The organism is Paenibacillus sp. sgz302191 (assembly GCF_057749925.1).
Genome location: NZ_JBYLHY010000022.1, coordinates 55,221 through 73,312 on the forward strand (window position 1 = coordinate 55,221; position 18,092 = coordinate 73,312).

Annotated in this window: 19 protein-coding genes; 7 read left to right on the forward strand and 12 right to left on the reverse strand. The window is 53.4% G+C overall.

What is annotated here, in order from left to right; all coding sequences use genetic code 11:
* Positions 1 to 18: 18 nt before the first annotated feature.
* From AC3G2T_RS26110 to AC3G2T_RS26140, 7 genes are all read right to left on the reverse strand, one after another.
* Entirely contained in the window at positions 19 to 1,008 is a 990-nt protein-coding gene (locus AC3G2T_RS26110) for an ABC transporter ATP-binding protein (protein WP_474685465.1), read from the reverse strand.
* Positions 1,005 to 1,982, reverse strand: a complete 978-nt coding sequence (locus AC3G2T_RS26115; protein ID WP_474685464.1) for an ABC transporter ATP-binding protein — start codon at positions 1,980 to 1,982, stop codon at positions 1,005 to 1,007. The genes AC3G2T_RS26110 and AC3G2T_RS26115 overlap by 4 nt, the downstream gene beginning before the upstream one ends.
* A gap of 25 nt (positions 1,983 to 2,007) precedes the next feature.
* Positions 2,008 to 2,904: an ABC transporter permease gene (locus AC3G2T_RS26120; RefSeq protein WP_474685517.1), complete on the reverse strand. Its 897-nt coding sequence runs from the start codon at positions 2,902 to 2,904 to the stop codon at positions 2,008 to 2,010.
* Positions 2,905 to 2,954: 50 nt separating this feature from the next.
* Complete coding sequence (locus tag AC3G2T_RS26125; protein ID WP_474685463.1) at positions 2,955 to 3,872, reverse strand: ABC transporter permease; 918 nt, start codon at positions 3,870 to 3,872, stop codon at positions 2,955 to 2,957.
* Between the two features lie 87 nt (positions 3,873 to 3,959).
* Positions 3,960 to 5,516: an ABC transporter substrate-binding protein gene (locus AC3G2T_RS26130; protein ID WP_474685462.1), complete on the reverse strand. Its 1,557-nt coding sequence runs from the start codon at positions 5,514 to 5,516 to the stop codon at positions 3,960 to 3,962.
* A 27-nt stretch (positions 5,517 to 5,543) separates the two neighbouring features.
* Positions 5,544 to 6,740 (reverse strand): M20 metallopeptidase family protein, encoded by a 1,197-nt coding sequence (locus AC3G2T_RS26135; RefSeq protein WP_488437417.1) that lies wholly within the window; start codon positions 6,738 to 6,740, stop codon positions 5,544 to 5,546.
* A gap of 111 nt (positions 6,741 to 6,851) precedes the next feature.
* Positions 6,852 to 7,583, reverse strand: coding sequence for a FadR/GntR family transcriptional regulator (locus AC3G2T_RS26140; RefSeq protein ID WP_474685460.1), 732 nt, complete (start codon positions 7,581 to 7,583; stop codon positions 6,852 to 6,854).
* 437 nt (positions 7,584 to 8,020) lie between these two features.
* Here AC3G2T_RS26140 and AC3G2T_RS26145 point away from each other — a divergent pair, with 437 nt between their 5' ends.
* Positions 8,021 to 8,293: a hypothetical protein gene (locus tag AC3G2T_RS26145; RefSeq protein WP_488437418.1), complete on the forward strand. Its 273-nt coding sequence runs from the start codon at positions 8,021 to 8,023 to the stop codon at positions 8,291 to 8,293.
* Positions 8,294 to 8,430: 137 nt separating this feature from the next.
* Here the strand turns inward: AC3G2T_RS26145 and AC3G2T_RS26150 are convergent, their stop codons facing one another.
* Positions 8,431 to 8,646 (reverse strand): hypothetical protein, encoded by a 216-nt coding sequence (locus AC3G2T_RS26150; protein ID WP_488437419.1) that lies wholly within the window; start codon positions 8,644 to 8,646, stop codon positions 8,431 to 8,433.
* Positions 8,647 to 8,977: 331 nt separating this feature from the next.
* Here AC3G2T_RS26150 and AC3G2T_RS26155 point away from each other — a divergent pair, with 331 nt between their 5' ends.
* The gene (locus tag AC3G2T_RS26155; RefSeq protein WP_474685458.1) at positions 8,978 to 9,760 is read left to right on the forward strand and encodes a class I SAM-dependent methyltransferase; all 783 of its coding nucleotides are present in this window, start codon (positions 8,978 to 8,980) and stop codon (positions 9,758 to 9,760) included.
* Between the two features lie 61 nt (positions 9,761 to 9,821).
* Here AC3G2T_RS26155 and AC3G2T_RS26160 read toward each other — a convergent pair whose 3' ends face one another.
* Positions 9,822 to 10,502, reverse strand: coding sequence for a DUF6022 family protein (locus tag AC3G2T_RS26160; protein WP_488437420.1), 681 nt, complete (start codon positions 10,500 to 10,502; stop codon positions 9,822 to 9,824).
* A 109-nt stretch (positions 10,503 to 10,611) separates the two neighbouring features.
* Here AC3G2T_RS26160 and AC3G2T_RS26165 point away from each other — a divergent pair, with 109 nt between their 5' ends.
* The 5 genes from AC3G2T_RS26165 (at position 10,612) to AC3G2T_RS26185 (ending at position 15,361) form a co-directional block, all read left to right on the forward strand.
* Entirely contained in the window at positions 10,612 to 11,328 is a 717-nt protein-coding gene (locus AC3G2T_RS26165) for a TetR/AcrR family transcriptional regulator C-terminal domain-containing protein (RefSeq protein ID WP_488437421.1), read from the forward strand.
* Between the two features lie 99 nt (positions 11,329 to 11,427).
* Positions 11,428 to 12,000, forward strand: a complete 573-nt coding sequence (locus AC3G2T_RS26170) for an NUDIX domain-containing protein (protein WP_474685455.1) — start codon at positions 11,428 to 11,430, stop codon at positions 11,998 to 12,000.
* Positions 12,001 to 12,788: 788 nt separating this feature from the next.
* Positions 12,789 to 13,400, forward strand: a complete 612-nt coding sequence (locus AC3G2T_RS26175; protein ID WP_474685454.1) for a TetR/AcrR family transcriptional regulator — start codon at positions 12,789 to 12,791, stop codon at positions 13,398 to 13,400.
* Positions 13,401 to 13,557: 157 nt separating this feature from the next.
* Positions 13,558 to 14,799: an FAD-dependent monooxygenase gene (locus AC3G2T_RS26180; protein ID WP_488437422.1), complete on the forward strand. Its 1,242-nt coding sequence runs from the start codon at positions 13,558 to 13,560 to the stop codon at positions 14,797 to 14,799.
* Positions 14,800 to 15,013: 214 nt separating this feature from the next.
* Entirely contained in the window at positions 15,014 to 15,361 is a 348-nt protein-coding gene (locus AC3G2T_RS26185; protein WP_488437423.1) for a hypothetical protein, read from the forward strand.
* A gap of 376 nt (positions 15,362 to 15,737) precedes the next feature.
* Here the strand turns inward: AC3G2T_RS26185 and AC3G2T_RS26190 are convergent, their stop codons facing one another.
* The 3 genes from AC3G2T_RS26190 to AC3G2T_RS26200 are packed head-to-tail and all read right to left on the reverse strand — an operon-like array spanning position 15,738 to position 18,070.
* On the reverse strand, positions 15,738 to 16,811 hold the full coding sequence (locus tag AC3G2T_RS26190; RefSeq protein ID WP_488437424.1) for a hypothetical protein: 1,074 nt from the start codon (positions 16,809 to 16,811) through the stop codon (positions 15,738 to 15,740).
* Positions 16,801 to 17,685, reverse strand: coding sequence for an ABC transporter ATP-binding protein (locus tag AC3G2T_RS26195; protein ID WP_488437425.1), 885 nt, complete (start codon positions 17,683 to 17,685; stop codon positions 16,801 to 16,803). Before AC3G2T_RS26195 ends, AC3G2T_RS26190 begins: the two co-directional genes overlap by 11 nt.
* On the reverse strand, positions 17,660 to 18,070 hold the full coding sequence (locus AC3G2T_RS26200) for a GntR family transcriptional regulator (protein ID WP_488437426.1): 411 nt from the start codon (positions 18,068 to 18,070) through the stop codon (positions 17,660 to 17,662). The genes AC3G2T_RS26195 and AC3G2T_RS26200 overlap by 26 nt, the downstream gene beginning before the upstream one ends.
* Positions 18,071 to 18,092 lie beyond the last annotated feature (22 nt).

Below are 18,092 nucleotides of genomic sequence, written 5' to 3' on the forward strand. Positions count from 1 at the left end.
CTTATTTGTGCAAATGGGTTACTCGCCGTTTAACGGGTGGTGACAGGCGACGGAATGCGCGCCTCCTTCCAGCACCGGCGCTTGCTGCCGGCACAAATCGCTGGCGTACGGGCAGCGGGGATGGAACGCGCAGCCCTGCGGCGGATTGGCCGGATTGGGCAGCTCGCCGGTGAGCAAAACGCGCTTCTTGCGCAGCGTCGGATCGGGAACCGGAACCGCGGAAAGCAGCGCTTCCGTGTACGGATGGCGCGGCCTTGCAAACAAATCGTCGCGGTCGGCCAACTCCACGATCCGGCCCAAGTACATGACGGCGATGCGGTCGCTGATATGTTTCACGGACGGCAAGCCGTGCGCGATGAAAATGTAAGTCAGCTGAAACTGCTTTTGCAGCTTTTTCAGCAGGTTGAGAATTTGCGCCTGGATCGAGACGTCGAGCGCCGATACGGGCTCGTCGCAGACGATCAGCTTCGGCTTCAGGGCGAGCGCCCTGGCAATGCCGATGCGCTGCCGCTGGCCGCCGCTGAATTCGTGCGGATGGCGGTCGATGTGGTACGCGCCGAGCCCGACGGTTTCGAGCAGCTCGATAACCATGTCCCGCAGCTCCCGGCCTTTGGCGATATGATGTACTTTGAGCGGCTCGGCGACAAGGTCGAACACCCGCATCCGCGGATTTAGCGAGGCGAAAGGGTCCTGGAACACGATTTGTAAATCCCGCCGGACGTGCCGGATTTCCGCTTCGTTCAGCTCGCCCAACTGCCGGCCGTCAAACCGGATTTCTCCTGCGGTAGGCTCCAGCAGTTGGGCGATCATTTGCCCCATCGTCGATTTGCCGCACCCGGATTCGCCTACGATGCCGAGCGTCTCACCCGGATACACGTCGAAAGTGAGCCCGTCCACAGCGCGGACGTATCCCGTCTTTTTGAAGAAAATGCCCTGCTTGAGCTGGAAATATTTTTTTAGCCCGTTTACGCTAAGCAGCGGCAGGCTCCGTTCTTTGGCTTCGCTCATAACGACACCTCCTCGGCGCGCAGGCATCTGACCCGGTGCCCGTCCTTTTTGAGTTCCAGCTCCGGCTTGACGGCCGAGCACCGGCTGTCGGCGTACGGACAGCGCGGATGGAAGGCGCAGCCGCTCGGCATGTGCAGCAGGTTCGGCACCATGCCGGGAATCGAATCGAGCTCATCCTTTTGTTCGTTCAATTTGGGCAGCGAGCCGAGGAGACCGATCGTATACGGATGCCCGGGATGCGCGAACAGGTCATATACGGAAGCTTCTTCGACGATTTCGCCGGCGTACATGACCGCCACCCGGTCCGCCATCTCCGCGACGACGCCGAGATCGTGCGTAATGAGGATGACGCCGGTGTTTTGCTCCTTGCTTAACGTAGCGATCAGCTCCAAAATTTGCGCCTGAATCGTTACGTCCAGCGCAGTGGTCGGCTCGTCGGCGATCAGCAGCTTCGGACGGCAGGCGAGCGCCATGGCGATCATGACTCTTTGCCGCATGCCTCCGGATAGCTGATGCGGGAAGCTGGCGGCCACTTTGGCGGCATTGGCGATGCCGACGCGCTCAAGCAGCTCGACGCTTCTCCGCTTGGCTTCCTGCTTGCTCGCGCGCTGATGCTGCCGGATCACTTCGCCAACCTGATTGCCTATCGTAAAAACCGGGTTCAAGGAAGTCATCGGCTCCTGAAAAATCATCGAAATTTCGCTGCCGCGCAGCTTGCGCATCTCCTGGCGCGACAGCTTGAGCAAATCGCGGCCTTCAAAGCGGATTTCGCCGCCGACGATTTCTCCCGGCGAAGCGACGAGCCGCATGATCGACAGGGAAGTGACGCTTTTGCCGCAGCCGGATTCCCCTACGATAGCCAAAGTTTCGCCGGGCGCGACGGAGAAGCTTACGCCGTTAACGGACGGCACGACGCCTTCGTCGGTCGTAAAATACGTTTTCAGCCCTTTCACTTCGAGCAAGCTCGTTGTCATACTCGGTTCCCCCCGCTTCGTAATGTTATTCTTTCGTCTTCATGCGAGGGTCCAGCACGTCCCGCAGCCAGTCGCCCAAAAAGATGACGCCCAGTACTGTGACCGTAATCGCCAATCCCGGGAATGTGGCCACCCACCAACTGGTTGCCAAATACTGCCGGCCATCGCTTAACATGCCTCCCCAAGACACGGTCGGAGGCTTGATGCCGAGACCGAGAAAGCTTAGCGAGGCTTCCATAATAATCGTCGTCGCGACGCTCATAGTAGAAATGATAATGAAAGAGGAGAGCACATTAGGCAAAATATGGGTGAAAATAATTCTAAAATCTTTCGCGCCCACCGCTTTGGCCGCTCTGACGAAATCCCGCTCTTTCACGCTCAGCACTTCGCCGCGGACGACCCTGGCGTAAGAGACCCAGTTCGTAACTCCGATGACGAAGATGAGTGTTCCGAGCCCGGGCCCCAACACGGCAAGCACGACGAGCATGAACAGAATGGAAGGGATTGCCATGAATGAATCGGCCACCCGCATGATGACCGTATTCATCCATCTGCCGTAATAACCCGCAATCAGCCCCAGCACGGCGCCGATCGCTCCGGACACGACGACGGCGCAGATGCCGACGATCAGCGATACCTGTGAACCGTACACGATGCGGCTCCATATGTCTCTGCCGAGATTATCCGTCCCGAGTATATGATCCGCGGTTCCCCGCTCCAGCCACATCGGGGGCAGCAATCTTTGCATCGGATTCACTTTGGCGGGATCGTGCGTCGCCAGCACGGGCGCCAGCAGCGCGACGAGGCATACGGCGGCGACCAGCACGGCGCCTACGGTGCCGGTTTTGCTTTTGAGCAGAAGCTTTAACCAATGCTTGATCCGCCCGGGTTTGGCGCGGTCTTTCGAATGATCTGGCGGCAAGCTTCCGGGCTGCGTTTCCGCTGACAAGGCCAAGGCGCTTCCCCCTTTCGCTAGTTGTATTTAATACGAGGGTCCAGAAAGCGGTAAACCAGATCCGTCGCCAGATTGCCGAGGATGACGATGATGGCGATAATAAAAACCGCCGCCTGTACGATCGCCATATCGTGCGTGTTCACCGCAGAGACGAGCAGCTGCCCGAGCCCGGGCCAGGAAAAGACCGTTTCCGTAATCAGCGTGCCGCCGATCAAGCTCGTAAATTGCAGGCTCATGATGGTCACTACCGGAATCAGGCCGTTGCGGAAAGCGTGCTTGCAGATGACGATCGTTTCCAGCAGACCTTTGCTTCGGGCGGTTCGAATGTACTCCTGATTCAAAATTTCCAGCATGCTGGAGCGGATGAGGCGCGTCATCTGAGCGGCGACGCCGGCTCCCAAAGTAACGGCAGGCAGAACCAAATGCCCGAACCCGCCTCTTCCCGATACGGGGAATACGCCCAGCATGACGGAGAATAGCAGGATGAGCATAATGCCCGTCCAAAAGTTAGGCATCGCTTTGCCCAGCACGGAGATGCCGGAAATGAACAAGTCAAGGAACGTATTGCGCTTGATCGCAGAAATGATGCCGAGCGGCACGGCCATAGCCGTTGCGATCACCATGGCCGCAAGCGCCAGCTCGAAGCTGGCCGGCAAGCGCTCCAGCACCAGCGGCAGCGCCGGCTGGCCGTAGTGAAAGGACCTGCCGAACTCACCGTGCAGCACGCTGTTTAAAAACAAGCCGAATTGAACGTATAAAGGCTGGTCAAGTCCGAGCGCTTTGGACAACACCGCGCGGTCTTCCTCCGTAGCCGTCTCCGGCAGCATCAGAGACACGGGATCTCCTGTGACGTGCACGAGAATGAAGACGATCGTCGAGATCAAAAAAAGCACGGGAACCATTTGCAGCAGCGACTTGACGATATATTTACCCAAGGACAGCGCCTCCCTCCCAAATGGTCATCCTAAACGCAAAGGGAGGAACATAAGGCTGATCCTCCCTTTTCATGCGGTGCAATCCGGTTATTTCTTAGGTGTAACGTCTTCGGCAAAATACATTTCATCCAGTCTCGGCGTGTAATCGACTTTGGAGCCGATGCCGTAGATGCCTTTCATTTGGTACAGGTAAATGGTCGGTCTGTCGACGGCTAATATTTGCTGCACTTTTTGGAATTGTTTTTCCCGGTCTTCGGGACTCATGTTCTTATCGGCAGCCTGCAGCAATTGCTCGACTTCAGGGTTGTTGTAATCCGTCTCGCCCTTGGCATTGGCGAATTTAAACCGGTTGTAGTTGTTCGACGCGTCAAACAGCGAGTTGCCGACGCCGAGCAGGAACAGCTCGTTGAATTTTTTGGAATTCAATTTTTCGCTGAATTTGCTTGCTTCCAAAATTTCCAGATTCACCTTAAAGCCGGCTTCCGTCAGCATGGCGGCGGTCATTTCGGCAATTTCCTTATATACGACGGAGGAGGAGAAGGTGACTTCAGGTCCGCCGTTTGCATAGCCGGCTTCTTTCAGCAGCGCTTTGGCGCGGTCCAAATCGTATACATATTGGTTGTACAAGCTCGGATCGGCGCCGAAATTGCCCGGCGTAACGGAGGTTCTTGTAGGAATGCCCGCACCGCCTGCGACGCTGTCGATGATCGCCTTGTTGTTAATGGCCAGATCCATGGCTTCGCGAACTTTCGGATCGGCGGTTACAGTGCCGGGCGTCGTCCGCATGATGATATGCAGCACCCTTTGGATCGTAGCCTGGGCCACTTTATTGCCGGAGCCTTCGATGCGTTTGATGTCCGTCGCAGGCACGCCTGCTGCGATATCGACGCCGCCCGCGATCAGTTCGGATACCCGGGTGGAAGCTTCGGGAATCGAGCGGAAAACGACTTTGTCCCATTTCGGCGCTCCGCCGAAATAGTCGGCGTTTTTGACCAGCTCGATGCGGTCGTCTTTCGTCCATTTGCTGAATTTGTACGGGCCGGTGCCGACCGGTTCTTTCAGGAATGCGTCGACGCCTTTTTCCTGAATATATTTGGACGGCAGCATATCGGCGCCCATGCGGGACAAGCGGTTCAGCATCAGCGGATCGGGTTCCGTTGTAATGATATCGACGGTGTAATCGTCAACGATTTTGACTTCTTTAAAGTTTTTGTAGTAGGTGTTCTGCTTGAGCTTGCCGTCCTTAGCGACGCGCTCCAGGGAAAATTTCACGTCGGCGGCAGTGAACGGATCGCCGTTATGGAATTTGACGCCTTGACGCAGCTTGAATCTCCAAGTGGTGTCATCGACTTTTTCCCAGGAAGTGGCCAGGGAGGGGACTTTCTTTTGCGAGCTGTCGTTCTTGATCAAATAATCGAACACATTGACCAGGACGGCCTCGCTCTGCGTGTTGTTGTTATTGTGCGCGTCGAAGCTCTCGATGTCGGTGCTGTTGGCGATGGTCAGAACTTGCCCGCCTGCGCTGGCCGAAGCTTTCGGCGATGCGTCGGCGGCGCCTTCTTTGCCTGCTCCCGTGCTGCAGCCGGTTACGGCGAGCATGGCGGCCAGAACGGCGGTTAACCCTTTTGCGTAAAAACATTTCAAATGAAACGACCTCCCTTTCGGTGCTGTTTATTTGGCTTGCGTTGAATCCGCGAGGTACGAAAGCGCTAAGGCCGAAAGCATGGCGACTCCGTAAGGGAGCGCGTTTTCGTCCAGATCGAATTTGGGGTGATGCAGGGGATAGCCGGTGTATTCCTGATCGTTGCTGACACCCAGACGGAAAAACACGCTCGGCACGGCTTCGGAATAAAAAGCGAAATCTTCCCCGCCGGTCGAAGGATTGACGTACGTCCATTTTTTTCCGCCTAGCACCTGCTCGCTGGTTCGGGTCATAAAATCGACCATATCGTCGTTGTTGATGACCATCGGGTAGCCCATATTGAACTTCAGCTCGTAGTCGGCGCCGAAGGACTGGGTCACACCGCGGACGATGTTCTCGACGAGACCGGGCATTTGCTTGCGCAGCGCCGGATTCAGCGTCCGGATCGTCCCGGTCATTTCAACTTCCGGGGCGATGGCTGTGCCCATATAGCCGCCTTGAATTTTGCCGATCGTGACGACGACCGTGTCGAGCGGATCGACCAGGCGGCTTGCGATGTGCTGCAAGGCGGAAATGACCTGGGCGGCAACGGTGATGGAATCGACCGCTTCGTGAGGCCGGGCGGCATGTCCGCCTTTGCCGATGATTTTGATGTACAGGCTGTCGGCCGAGGCAAAAGCGACGCCTTTGGTTACGGACAGGGAGCCCGTCGGCAAAGCCGGGAAGACGTGGAGCCCGGCCATCGCATCCACTTTCGGATTGTCGAGCGCTCCGTCGTCCATCATCGCTTTGGCACCCGCAAGCCCTTCCTCGGCCGGTTGAAAGATGAACTTAATGTTGCCGCGTTTCGGCTTGCCGAGCCCGGCGAGAAGCTGGGCGGCGCCCATCAGCATGCTGGTATGGGCGTCATGTCCGCACAGATGCCCTTTGCCGGGCACCTGCGAACAGTAGGGCGCGGTCTTCTGATCTTGAATCGGCAGCGCGTCCATATCGGCCCGCAGTCCGATCGTAGGTCCGGGTTCCTCGCCTCTGAGCAGCCCGATGACGCCGGTTTTGCCGACGTTGCGCTGCACTTCAAGGCCCAGGCCCGCCAAATGGTCGGCGACGATGCCGGAAGTGCGGAACTCCTCGTAGCCCGTCTCCGGATGCTGATGAAAATCCCTCCGCCATGCGACGACCTGTTCTTTTAAATTTCCCGCCAAATCAACCAACTTATCAAGCTCCACAACAACTACCTCCCGAATGATGCTCGTTCTATGATTGCTTATGCAGTACATAGGAGTCTGTCCGATGACGCCGGTGGAAAAAGGCTCCGCCGGACAGGCTCACAGCACGACTTACGGCGCCGTATCGCCGAACACTCTGGCATAAATGGCGGACGCCGTATTGTCGATGTGCTGCTTCATAATGTCCCGCGCTTTCGTTCCGTCGCCCGCCTGAAGCGCTTCGAGCAGCACGGTGTGCTTGTCGTAGCTGGCGAGCTTCACGCTCGGGCTGTAAGGCATCAGATCGAGCGCAGGATTGATTTTGGTGCGGATTTGCCGAACCGCCCTTTCGAAATAAACGTTGCCCGACGCTTTGGCGATCAGCAGATGGAATTTGACGTCGAGCGAGCGGAACATTTCGCGTTCGCAATCTTCTTCCATGCTTTTCTCGACGTAGCCCCGCAGTTGGCCGATGTCGCCGGGGGCGATCCGCTCCGCTGCCAGGCGGGCCGCTTCAGGCTCGATGATCGAGCGGAACTCGAACACCTTCAGCATCTGGTCCCAGCTCTTCCGAATCTCCGCGCGGTTGCGGCGGTGCGAGTTCATCGTCAGCGGAAGGACGAACGTCCCGCCTTTTGCGCCGAGCCGTTTTTCGATGAGCCCGTTCGCTTCCAGCTGGGACAAGGCTTCCCGGACCGCCAGCCGGCTGGCATTGAACATGGAAGCCAGCTCCCTTTCCGTGGGCAGCTGCTCCTCCGACAAAAACTCTTTCAAAATAATCGCTTCTTCCAACTGCTCCAAAATAAAATCGCTGACCTTTTTGGGCGATACCTTTTGGAATTGCAGCGTATCCGTCGACTGCATCCGACCCCTCCGCTATCAGTGAAATAATACATTAAGGTCCAAACCTTAAACCATTAAAAAAGCCAAAAAAAAGAGGGACTTCCTTATGAAGAAATTATAAAGGATCGAAAAAAATAGTGTCAACATATTTCACACGAATAAAAGCTGACGAATAGAGCTGCCAGCTGAAGCCAAAGGGCGCAACCAACTTTTGAAATAAAAATGAAGTGGTGATGTTACATTATATCACTTAAATCTCACGTTGGCATGATGGATTCCTTGCGGCTCCAAGAGGCTGCATTGCAGTTTGAAAGAGCAGGAATTCGAATTGTATCCTCATTAAAACATAATAAATCCTATGAGTCAACTATGGATTTAAGCCGATTGGCAGACCGGAGCTGCAGACTTCTCCGTACGTGACGGCAGGCCGAGTCTCTCGGCGCAGGGATTCGCGCGCGTTGGAAAAAAACCAGGTCGATAGCTACAATCCTTCTGGCGGTGGCGGTGGCGGTTCGGTGCGAAGAAAACCTGCAAAAATACAGGAATTTGCGCCTCGATACGTTGGATACGAAGAATTCCTGCAATTGTGCAGTTTTTTCGCTACGCATAGGGGCTCTGGCCCATTTTCGCTGAAAATTCCTGCACTTTCGCAGGCTTTTCGCCAAAATGAACCATTCCAGCAGGAAAAACCTGTACTTTTGCAGGTTTTTCCCTGTCAACCCGCCTCATGACAGTCTGCCATGCAGCGGCAATCAGCTCTAGGACAGACGCGAGCTGGAGAGCAAGGCTGCATGAGACGCCTCCCCCAGTTCCGCCAGCCCTAATAGTGCGCCGTCACTTTCTCGGGGAGCCTGACAGAATCAGGAGTTCATTTCCTCTCAACTTCTGACCAGACAAGATAAAACAATCCCAGAATCAAAGAACAATACATAACAGTGTGGAAAGTTGTTCCAATGATATCCAAAGAAATCTGGTAATTTTCAATTCGCCCGCCAGATGCAATTATTGCAGCCAGTGCGTAGGGGAGAATATACAAAAAAATAGCAACGATACAAAATAAAGCGCCAACGCCTCTTTTAGACAAAATTGTTCACCTCTTCTCGCATACGTGTAAAAGCAGCTCAAAGGTTGGATTTGCTCAGCCTAAGGCCGCGCTCTAATGCCTTCCATTCTTCCGATTCGCTGTACCGTCCATTGACACAAATATACCTCTGATTTATCTATAGATCCAGTAAAATATGGGAATAATTGAGTGTGGTTTTGTGTCAGATGGTAACGGAGGTATCTGCTGTGCAGTGAGTTTGTTCTATTTCTTTTTGCATGAAGGAGTGGTAAAATGAAATTGTTAGTTTCGTCTGATGCAATGTGGTTTCGTCTAATGAAATGACGGTATTCCATTTGGAGGTGCATAATTAATGAAAAATGATGATCGCCTCATCAAGCAGAATGTTCAGGATCAATTTGGCAAGCATGCCGAAAAATATGTAGCGAGCGAGAGCCATGCCAAGGGCGATGACCTCGATTTGGCCGTGGAATGGCTGTCCCCGCAGCCCGACTGGCAGGTGCTCGATATCGCCACCGGCGGCGGCCATACGGCCAAAAAGCTTTCCGGCCATGTCAGGCAGGTCGTCGCCTCTGATTTGACGCTGCCGATGCTGGAGGCCGCTGCAGGCCATCTCCGGCGCGAACAGTGCGGCAATGTCCTGTTCGTGGAGGCGGACGCCGAAAAGCTGCCGTTCCTGGCGGACACTTTCGACGCGGTGACCTGCCGGATTGCGGCGCATCATTTTCCGAATCCGCATCTTTTCCTGCGCGAGGCGGCCCGTGTTCTGAAGCCGGGCGGCAGGCTGCTGCTCATCGACAACGTTGCTCCCGACGACCCGGCTTACGGGGCGTATATGAACGAATTCGAACGGCTGCGCGACACCAGTCATGTGCGCTGTCTACCCGTTCGGGAGTGGGAAGAACTGGCCGGGGAAGCGGGGCTCCGCGTCGAAAACTCCGCGCTAAGCCGCAAAAGGCACGCCTTCCCGGCCTGGGTAAGACGAACCGCGGCAACCGAGCAGCAGGCAGCGGAAGTTGAGCGCTATATTTGCGGCGCCGATCCGGCGGTGCAGAACTATTTTGCCGTCCGGGTGGAGGAGGGCCGGCTCGCCTCGCTGGAGATCGACGAGTGGCGCGCGCTGCTGCGCAAATAATCGCCGGAGCGGCTGCGCTATCGCGTGGCTGCGGCCTTGCTCGGCGACGCGATATTTCGCGTCACGCCGGGCATGGCCGCTTGAAAAAGGCGATGACATGGCCGTCTTTGGGCACGACGGAAACGAGCTCCCAGCCGTACCGGCCCCAATGGGACAGCGAGTCGTCCAGTGTCCAGCTGTACATGTGCCCGTCGGCTGCGGCGTGCAGGCAATCCGAGATTGCGATATCCGTCGCGTATGCCCAACGGACGTCTCGGGCAGGAGCGGCGTCCGGATGCGGCAGCCGCTCTTCTTTCACATCCCACCTGATGCGGGTAGCGGCATTTGAAAGCGCGGATACGATTTGTTCCGTTTCCGTAACTTCCAGAGCGAACAGGCGGGGAGCCCGGGGGAGATGAAACGTCGTGTGCGAATGATACACTTGCAAAACCATCGTACCGAGCGGGATACCGTCTCCGCTTTTGACGATATACCAAATGCACCGTTCCCTTTCTTCGGGAGGCCCCCAATTTTCCACGGAGTCTTTCCGATTAAAGCCGCTTTTCACGAGATAACCTTCCGCAGCCAAGTATTCAAAGACCGGCGCCATAAATTGCTGAATCCACACGCCGTATGCCCGGTCCCCATGTTCTTCGAACATCCGCATTAATTCCTCTTTCTTTTCCTCGTAAACCGCCCGCCATGAGACGGATAAAATTTTCCCCGCGCTGCGGATAAGGGTGGTAAATGAAGTTTCGGTCATAATATGCAGCTCCTTTTTTTGATTTTAATTTAACGATGTTAAATTGTAATTTAATACCGTTAGATTAATATGGTGTGCTATAATTGTCAAGAAAAACTGGAGGGTGATTATGGCTAGAAGGCGAATTCATCAACCGGCGGCCGAACTGCACGAGGGGCAGACAGAGCCGCTGCATACGCCTCTCGACGGTCAACGGATCGTGAAGGCGGTCTTGAACATGCTGCAGGCCGAAGGACTGGATCGGCTGAGTATGCGGAAAATCGCCGATTCCCTCGGAGTTAAAGCGGCGGCCCTCTATTATCACGTAAAAGACAAGGAGCAGCTGCTCCATTTGTTAGCGGAGCAAATAAGCGCCGAAGCCGAATTCCCGGATGCGGAACTGGCTTGGCAAGAGCAGGCCCGGCAGTGGGCGCTGAATTTTCGCCGGACGCTTCACCGGTACAGAGACGCTGTCCGCATCATGGGCGCGACGATTGCAGCGAGTCCCAGCCGACTGGCGCATATCGAATTTTTGTTCCGCTTATTGGCCGAATCCGGGTTCAGGGACCCGCATATTCCGTGGCTGGCATCCATGCTGAAAAACTACGTGCTAGGTTTTGTGGACGAGGAGAGCCGCTTAACCGGCCGCGCCGAGAGGGAACATATGGATATGGATGAACTGGGCAAAGCCCAATCCGAACGGTTTCAGGCGCTTCCCAAGGAGCACTATCCCCATATCGCCCGGCTGGCTTCGTATACAACGGCCGTAGACTGGGATAACGAATTTTTATTCGGAATCGACGTCCTCCTGGCCGGATTCGAAACCAAACGATCGCCACAAGAGTGAAGTGAGAACTGACAAAGAGAGTACGTAGCACAAGAGTATAAGGAACATGAGGGGCATAAGGTTCAGGGGTAACACACCTGAGAATTGGAGAGGTAATTTATGGAGATCAACTATTGTATGTCATGCGGGACTGCTTTGGAAACCCGGGAAATCGGCGGCGCTGCAAGAAGAGCTTGTCCGGCGTGCAGCTTCGTGCACTGGGGAAATTACAGCGTTGGCGTCGGTGCATTGGTGGTAAAAGAAGGCAAAGTGCTGCTCGTGCGCAGAGCCCAGGAGCCGGGGCTGGGAAGATGGACGAATCCTGGAGGATACATCGAGCAGATGGAGCTTATTCACGATACAATTCAAAGAGAAGTGCTGGAAGAAGCGGGCGTAGAAGCGGTTGTGAAACGGGTGGTTGCAGTGCGCGATCTTCCAAGAAGCATTCATAACCTGTACATCGCTTTCGAAATGGAATACATCGGCGGAGAGCCTGTACCGGACAACGTGGAAGTCGATGCGGCGGGATTTTACAGCCTCGATGAAATGGCATCGATGCCTGTGGCCGATTTTACCCGCTGGCTCGTCGATGTGGCGCTGAACGCGAACGCGGCGGGCCTGACCGTGGACGAGCACCCGATCGTTCCGATGAACGGCTACGGGCTGTACAGAGTCCCGGCCGGAGGCAGGTAGCAGCAGTCGCCGCTGCACTTCTCCGGGAGCTCCTACTCCTGATCGCGAAAAGTGTACGGAACGACGTTTCGGAAACCATCGCAAAAGATGCTCGCCAATAGGAGCAGGGGCCAGCCGGTAACACGCGGAAAACCAGCGAAAATCAGAAGTGGCGGGCAAGAAGAACCGGAGGGGGCCTATTTCGGCGCATCCGTTTTCCAAAGCGCGTCTCTCTCACACGGGGTGCGGCGCTACACAGCGAGGAGCCTAAGACGGCTTGACAAGCCAGTCCGGGGAAAAAGCCTGCAAAAGTGCAGGAATTTCCTGCGAAAATGGTTCGTTTTGGTGAAAAGCTTGCACTATTCAGGCTCTTGAGAACCCCCTTTTTTTCTGGATGCTCAAAAAAAGCACCAAAAGTATGAGCTAAAAAATAATAAGAAAAACCAATGCTACCAAGGAAAGCGCAAGGCTGATTTTTTCGGAAGTAGCTTTTTTATCGGGTTCATACGCGCCTCACCGCTTTATACCCCAAACCACGCACCGTCACGATCTCGAAGTCGGGGTTCAAAAATGTTTAGTTTATGCCATTATCCTTGCTAGTTATCACACGTGAACCCGCCGAAACTTGGATGATCATGCATAGATCTCGGGGGGAACTCCATCGAATAATTGCTACATTTGGAGATCGCTCATATTTAAGAAAATCCGAAAGGAGTTGCTGTAGTTGCAGAGAATCTCATCTAAACTGAGGCTGAATTTCAGGTGTGAGGTTGTGATAATAAAACTTAGAAGGGACGTACCAAAAGATAATGGACGAGAATAACGATAGAAAGCAGAACAAGGGTACACGGCGTCGAGGTGACATTTTGGAGAATGCAATTCTGCAGGCAGCATGGGATGAATGGAAAGAGGTAGGCTATACTACTTTAACTATGGAGGCAGTCGCTATACGGGCGAAAACGAACAAGAACGCACTGTACCGTCGTTGGCCCAATAAAACGCAGCTTGTGGTTGCAGCTATTACCAAACTGATTCCCAAGCCCTCCCTTGAGGATCCGAACACAGGAGATTTGCGTGAAGATGTTATAATACTGCTGAATCGGATTGCAGAAATTTTGCAAATCATTGGATCGGAAACGATACATGGTATTATGGTCGACTACCACGGCAAGGATATTATCGCTTATCTACCTCAGCTTATTGGTAACAAAACCGAGGATCAGTTGACGATGCTGATAAGGACTATTTTAAATAACGCGGAGAAGCGTGGAGAAGTTAGCCTGAAAGGAATAAGTGAAAGGATCCTTTCACTGCCGGCCGATTTGCTCCGATACGAAGTGTTCACCACTCATGAGGCACTGACTGAACAGACCATTACAGAAATCGTGGATGACATTTTTTTGCCACTTGTCCGAATTTGACAGTCCAAGTTTGACAGTATGTTAATTAGCCGCATTCCAACGGTATGGAATGTGGCTTTTTGTTATGAAAAAATAAATTTATTGCACATCCTAAGTCAATAGGTTATCCTTGGAATAAGGAACTAATAGTACCTTATTTGAAGGAGGAAGAATCTTAATGACAAACGCTAAGAAAAGTAAAGCTAAGAAAGTATTGATCTCAGGTGCAAGCATCGCCGGGCCGACTCTTGCCTACTGGCTTAGTGAGTATGGCTTCGATGTAACTATTGTTGAACTTGCCGAAACAGTCCGTACTGGTGGATACCCAATCGATATCCGAGGAACGGCAATTGATGTGGTCGAGAAGATGGGAATACTCCCACAACTCCAAGCAGCTCACAGTCAGTCAAAGAAGTTTACTTTTCTCAAACCGGATAGCAGCATTGCAGCCATCATGAAGCCGGAGGAGCTTACCGGCGGAGAGGAAGAGCGGGATCTCGAAGTGCCGCGAGGCAAGTTGTCGGAAGCAATATTCGAACTAACGAAGAATCAACCGGTTCGATACATGTTCAATGATTCCATTGCTACCCTGAATGACATCAATGATGGAGTAGATGTTACATTTAAGAGCGGTCATAGCGAAAGATTCGATCTTGTTATCGGTGCAGATGGTATACACTCCAAAACGCGCCGTCTTGTATTCGGGGAAGAGGAGCAGTTTACTCGATATCTTGGATATTGTTTTAACGTATTCACCATTCCGAATGAACTGGGCCTGTCCTATGAGATTATCTCCTATGCCACACCAGGGCTGTATACCGCATTGTTGGCCTACCGAGACAGTGAAACGCTTTTTGCTTTTCTGGCGTTCGCATTAGAAAAGCCTCCTTTTTCTGGGAGGCCGGATCCTGGCCAACAACGCAAGTTGACCGCAGAAAAATTTGCCGATAGTGGCTGGGAAGTTCCTCGACTTGTAAAGGCGATGACGGAAGCTGAGGATATGTATTTTGATATAGTCAGTCAGATTCGAATGCCCCGATGGTCGAAGGGCAGAGTGGTGCTGACAGGTGACTCTGCCTTTGCTCCGTCCTTTTTAACCGGACAGGGAACAAGTCTCGCATTGGTTGGCGCTTATATTCTGGCTGGAGAAATCGCTTCACATGAAGAACATGAACAAGCCTTTTCTGCTTATGAAAAATTAATGCGGCCTTTTGCTGAAGCGAACCAGGCTTTGGCCGATAAAGGTGCGGCAGTCCTTTTTCCTCGTACCAGTAAGGAGCTGGAATTCCGTAATCAGATGCTCGCCACTTTACAATCTTCTGACTCAGAAAGCCTGTCTGTTGATGAGTCGAAAGAAGTGTATAGTTCGATTAAATTGCCGGATTACAATTCGAAACAGAGGTTAAATGACAACATTTAGCGCGGAAAAACGGCGTTTTGGAAAAAGGTGAAGTTTTGTTCGGGCAAGACTCACAAGGCTAGCAGGAAAGTTAATGCGAGCCAATTTGGGATTTTGATCATTAAAAAATACATTCTCTTTTCCTTAGTAACTCCACAACATCGCTCTATCCTCGCGGTGCCGGCGCACTGATCCCTGAAGCATCATTCTATTTCTACAAGCCTTTTGCGGATGTTTGAACGAATTTGTGACATTGAAGGCCTGGCTTTTGCTGCGAAACGGCCATAATCATCTACTTTGGGAGCTCTTCCCAAGTCAAATGCAAATGGTTGCTTTTGCAGGTTTTCCTCGCGCAGCTAGGCAAAGGAAGTGGCTCTTGCGTGTGATTTCGCAAAAGGTGGCCTATTTCGGCGCATCTGCTTTTTGCCAATGCGCACGGGTTGCGGCGCTGCACATCAGGGAGCCTAAGACGGCTTGGCAAGCCAGGCCGGGGAAAAAGCCTGCAAAAGTGCAGGAATTCCTGCGAAAATGGTCCGTTTTGGTGAAAAAGCTGCAAAAGTGCAGGGATTTTCGTTGGAAATGAATCTGAGCGCGTGTACTCGGTGAAAAGCCTGCACTTTTGCAGGAATTGTTCGCAGCAAGCGAATCAACGAGTAAAAACCTGCACTTTTGCAGGTTTTCCTCGCGCAACTAGGCAGGGGAGTGGCTTTTGCGTATGGTTTCGCAAAACGCAGCGGACCTGAATTAGCTTCATTCTGTGGAGTGACGCTCACGGTGCCACGGGGGTTTCTGCAGATTTATCCGGCCACAGACTATGGATTGGCGCCGTTCGCCACGCGTCTCGGGCCGTTCGCGCCAACCCAGCGCCGTCTGGCCGCGTCTGCCTCGCCATTCGCGCCGCAGCAGCTGCCCCGGCGCAGTCGCGCTGCGGCGTCCCCCTCGTGTGGGACGCCTTTGTTTTATTTCCGTCCGAGCACGAGCCGGACTCCCATTAGTTTGCGCATGATCAGCCAAGCGATGGCGGTAAAAAGAATGCCGCCTGCGTAAAGGCTGAATATGTACCCCGCCAGGTTGGGATTGTCTTCGTACCTGTTGCTGAACATCGTCGTTCCCAGCAGAAAGGCGCACACGATGACGCTTGCTTTGAAATAAGGGATGAGCTGAGGGTACAGCAGCATTTTGCCGTTATTTTCATTTGTCGATTTGCCGGAAGTTTTAACGATCAACAGCAGACTTGCCGCGATCACAACGAGAGACGCATATATGCTCCCGTACCCGGTATAGACCTCATGGGCAACGGCGGTGCCTTGATTCATCTCTCTCATCACGTAATCGGTGATTTTGATCATACGCATGGGAAAGGAAATGATGCCAAAAAAATCGTACAGGTAAGGATTCGTCACAAAATGACGCCCTGTGAACACCCAATAGTGCTTGTCTGCGAAATCCTCCAAAAGCTGGTACACGACCCCGGGGACGAAAAGGCCTATAAAGCCGATCGCAAATTGGGAAACTACGCTGGCGCCGATCAGTCCGACAAACAGGCTGAAGGTGAAAACGCCGATCATCGTGAACAGCTCATGGATCTGGTAGTACATAAGCACGCTGTCTTTCAGGTAATCTTTCAAAACGGTATTATGTAAAATGAAAAAATTGAGTCCCGAGCTGACGGCTACTGCCGCTGTGATATGCGCCGCCCCAAGCCACCAGTTGGATAAAAACAGGTCAATCCGGCGCACGGGCCAGGAGAACGAGTATTCCAGACCTTGATTCGATCTGCCGAATCCGATCATGAGCACGGCGATGGCTGCGCAAATACAAATTTGAAGCAGCGTTTCATTCGAAAGATTAGGGGAAAAATAGTATTCGAACCCACCGGCTTTCCCTGATTTTTTCCAATAGTCGAGCATGCTCTGCAAGTTTTGTGCATGATCGAACAATTTATAGGAAGTGAACAGCGTCATCAGCCAGAATGCCCAAATCGCAAATTTGGCCTGCTTGTAGTTTCTGAACAAAAGCGCTTTATGAAACACGCGAATCTCCTCCCAGCACCGTTACGAAAATATCCTCCAATTTCATCGGCAATTCTTCCAGCAGCACGGGATTCGTTGCCTGAAGCTGCTTCAGCGTTTCCTCCGGCCGCTCTTTCAGCAAAAGAGTCATCACACGGCCGATCTGTCCGATCAGCTCGATACCCTTAACTTCGGCGAGATGTTCCAGCGCGCCTGTGCCGTAGGCGACCTGCACTTTTTTATACTGCTGTTTCACATCGTCGGTGCTGATGCACATCTCCAGCCGCCCGCCTTTCATCAGAAGCAGCGAATCCGCGATCTTTTCCAATTCCTCCAGCTGATGCGTCGAAATGAGCAGAGATAGCTCGCGCTCCGCCACTTCCTCCAGCAAAGTTTGCATAATTTGCTTTTTCACGACGACATCCAGTCCGTTGGTCGGTTCGTCCAAAACGATGAGGCGGGCGCCGCTGCATATCGCCAAAAGAATGAACAGCAGCGCTTTCATCCCCCGCGAGAAGCTGCGCAAGGATTGCCGGGGCGGCAGGCTGAATTGCCGGATGAACGTGACCATTTTCAGGTCGTCGAACTCCGGGTACAGCTTTTGATGCAGCTTGACGATTTCGCTTACCGAGTAGCTGTTGAACATGCCTGTATGGTCGGGCACAAAATAAATATGAGTGCGAACCGCATGTTCGCGGGCGACGGCGCGGCCGTCGAACAGCACTTCTCCTTCGTCGGGATCGAGAATGCCGACGATCGTTTTCAGCAGCGTCGTTTTGCCGACGCCGTTGCGTCCGAGCAGACCGGCGATGGAGCCGGCCTTCAGCTCAAAGCCGATGTTCTCCAGAACAAGCCGCCCGTCGATGCGTTTACTCAGATTTTGCACGGTTAACATGCTTTGCACCTCCAAGTTCCTCCCAATACTGTTCGATCCACTGGATCAGTGTTTCACGGTTTACGCCCGCGTATGACGATTCCACGACGAGCAGCTTTAAAGCCTTTTGGATTTCATTCATTTTGTCTCGGTCTCCTTTTGCCGGGAGCGCATCGACGACGAACGTCCCTTTGCCTCTTCGCGTTTCGATAACATGCTGCCGCTCCAGCTCCTGATAAGCTTTGCTCACCGTATTCGGATTGATCACCAGCGCGGCGGAAAGCTCGCGTACGGACAACAGCTTGTCGCCCCGCTGAATGACGCCTTGCAGAATGCGTTCTTTGATCTGCTGGACAATTTGTTCCCAGATCGGAGTGGGGCTCCGTTCATCCAAATGAAGATACATGCAGCTCCTCCTTTCGAATGTA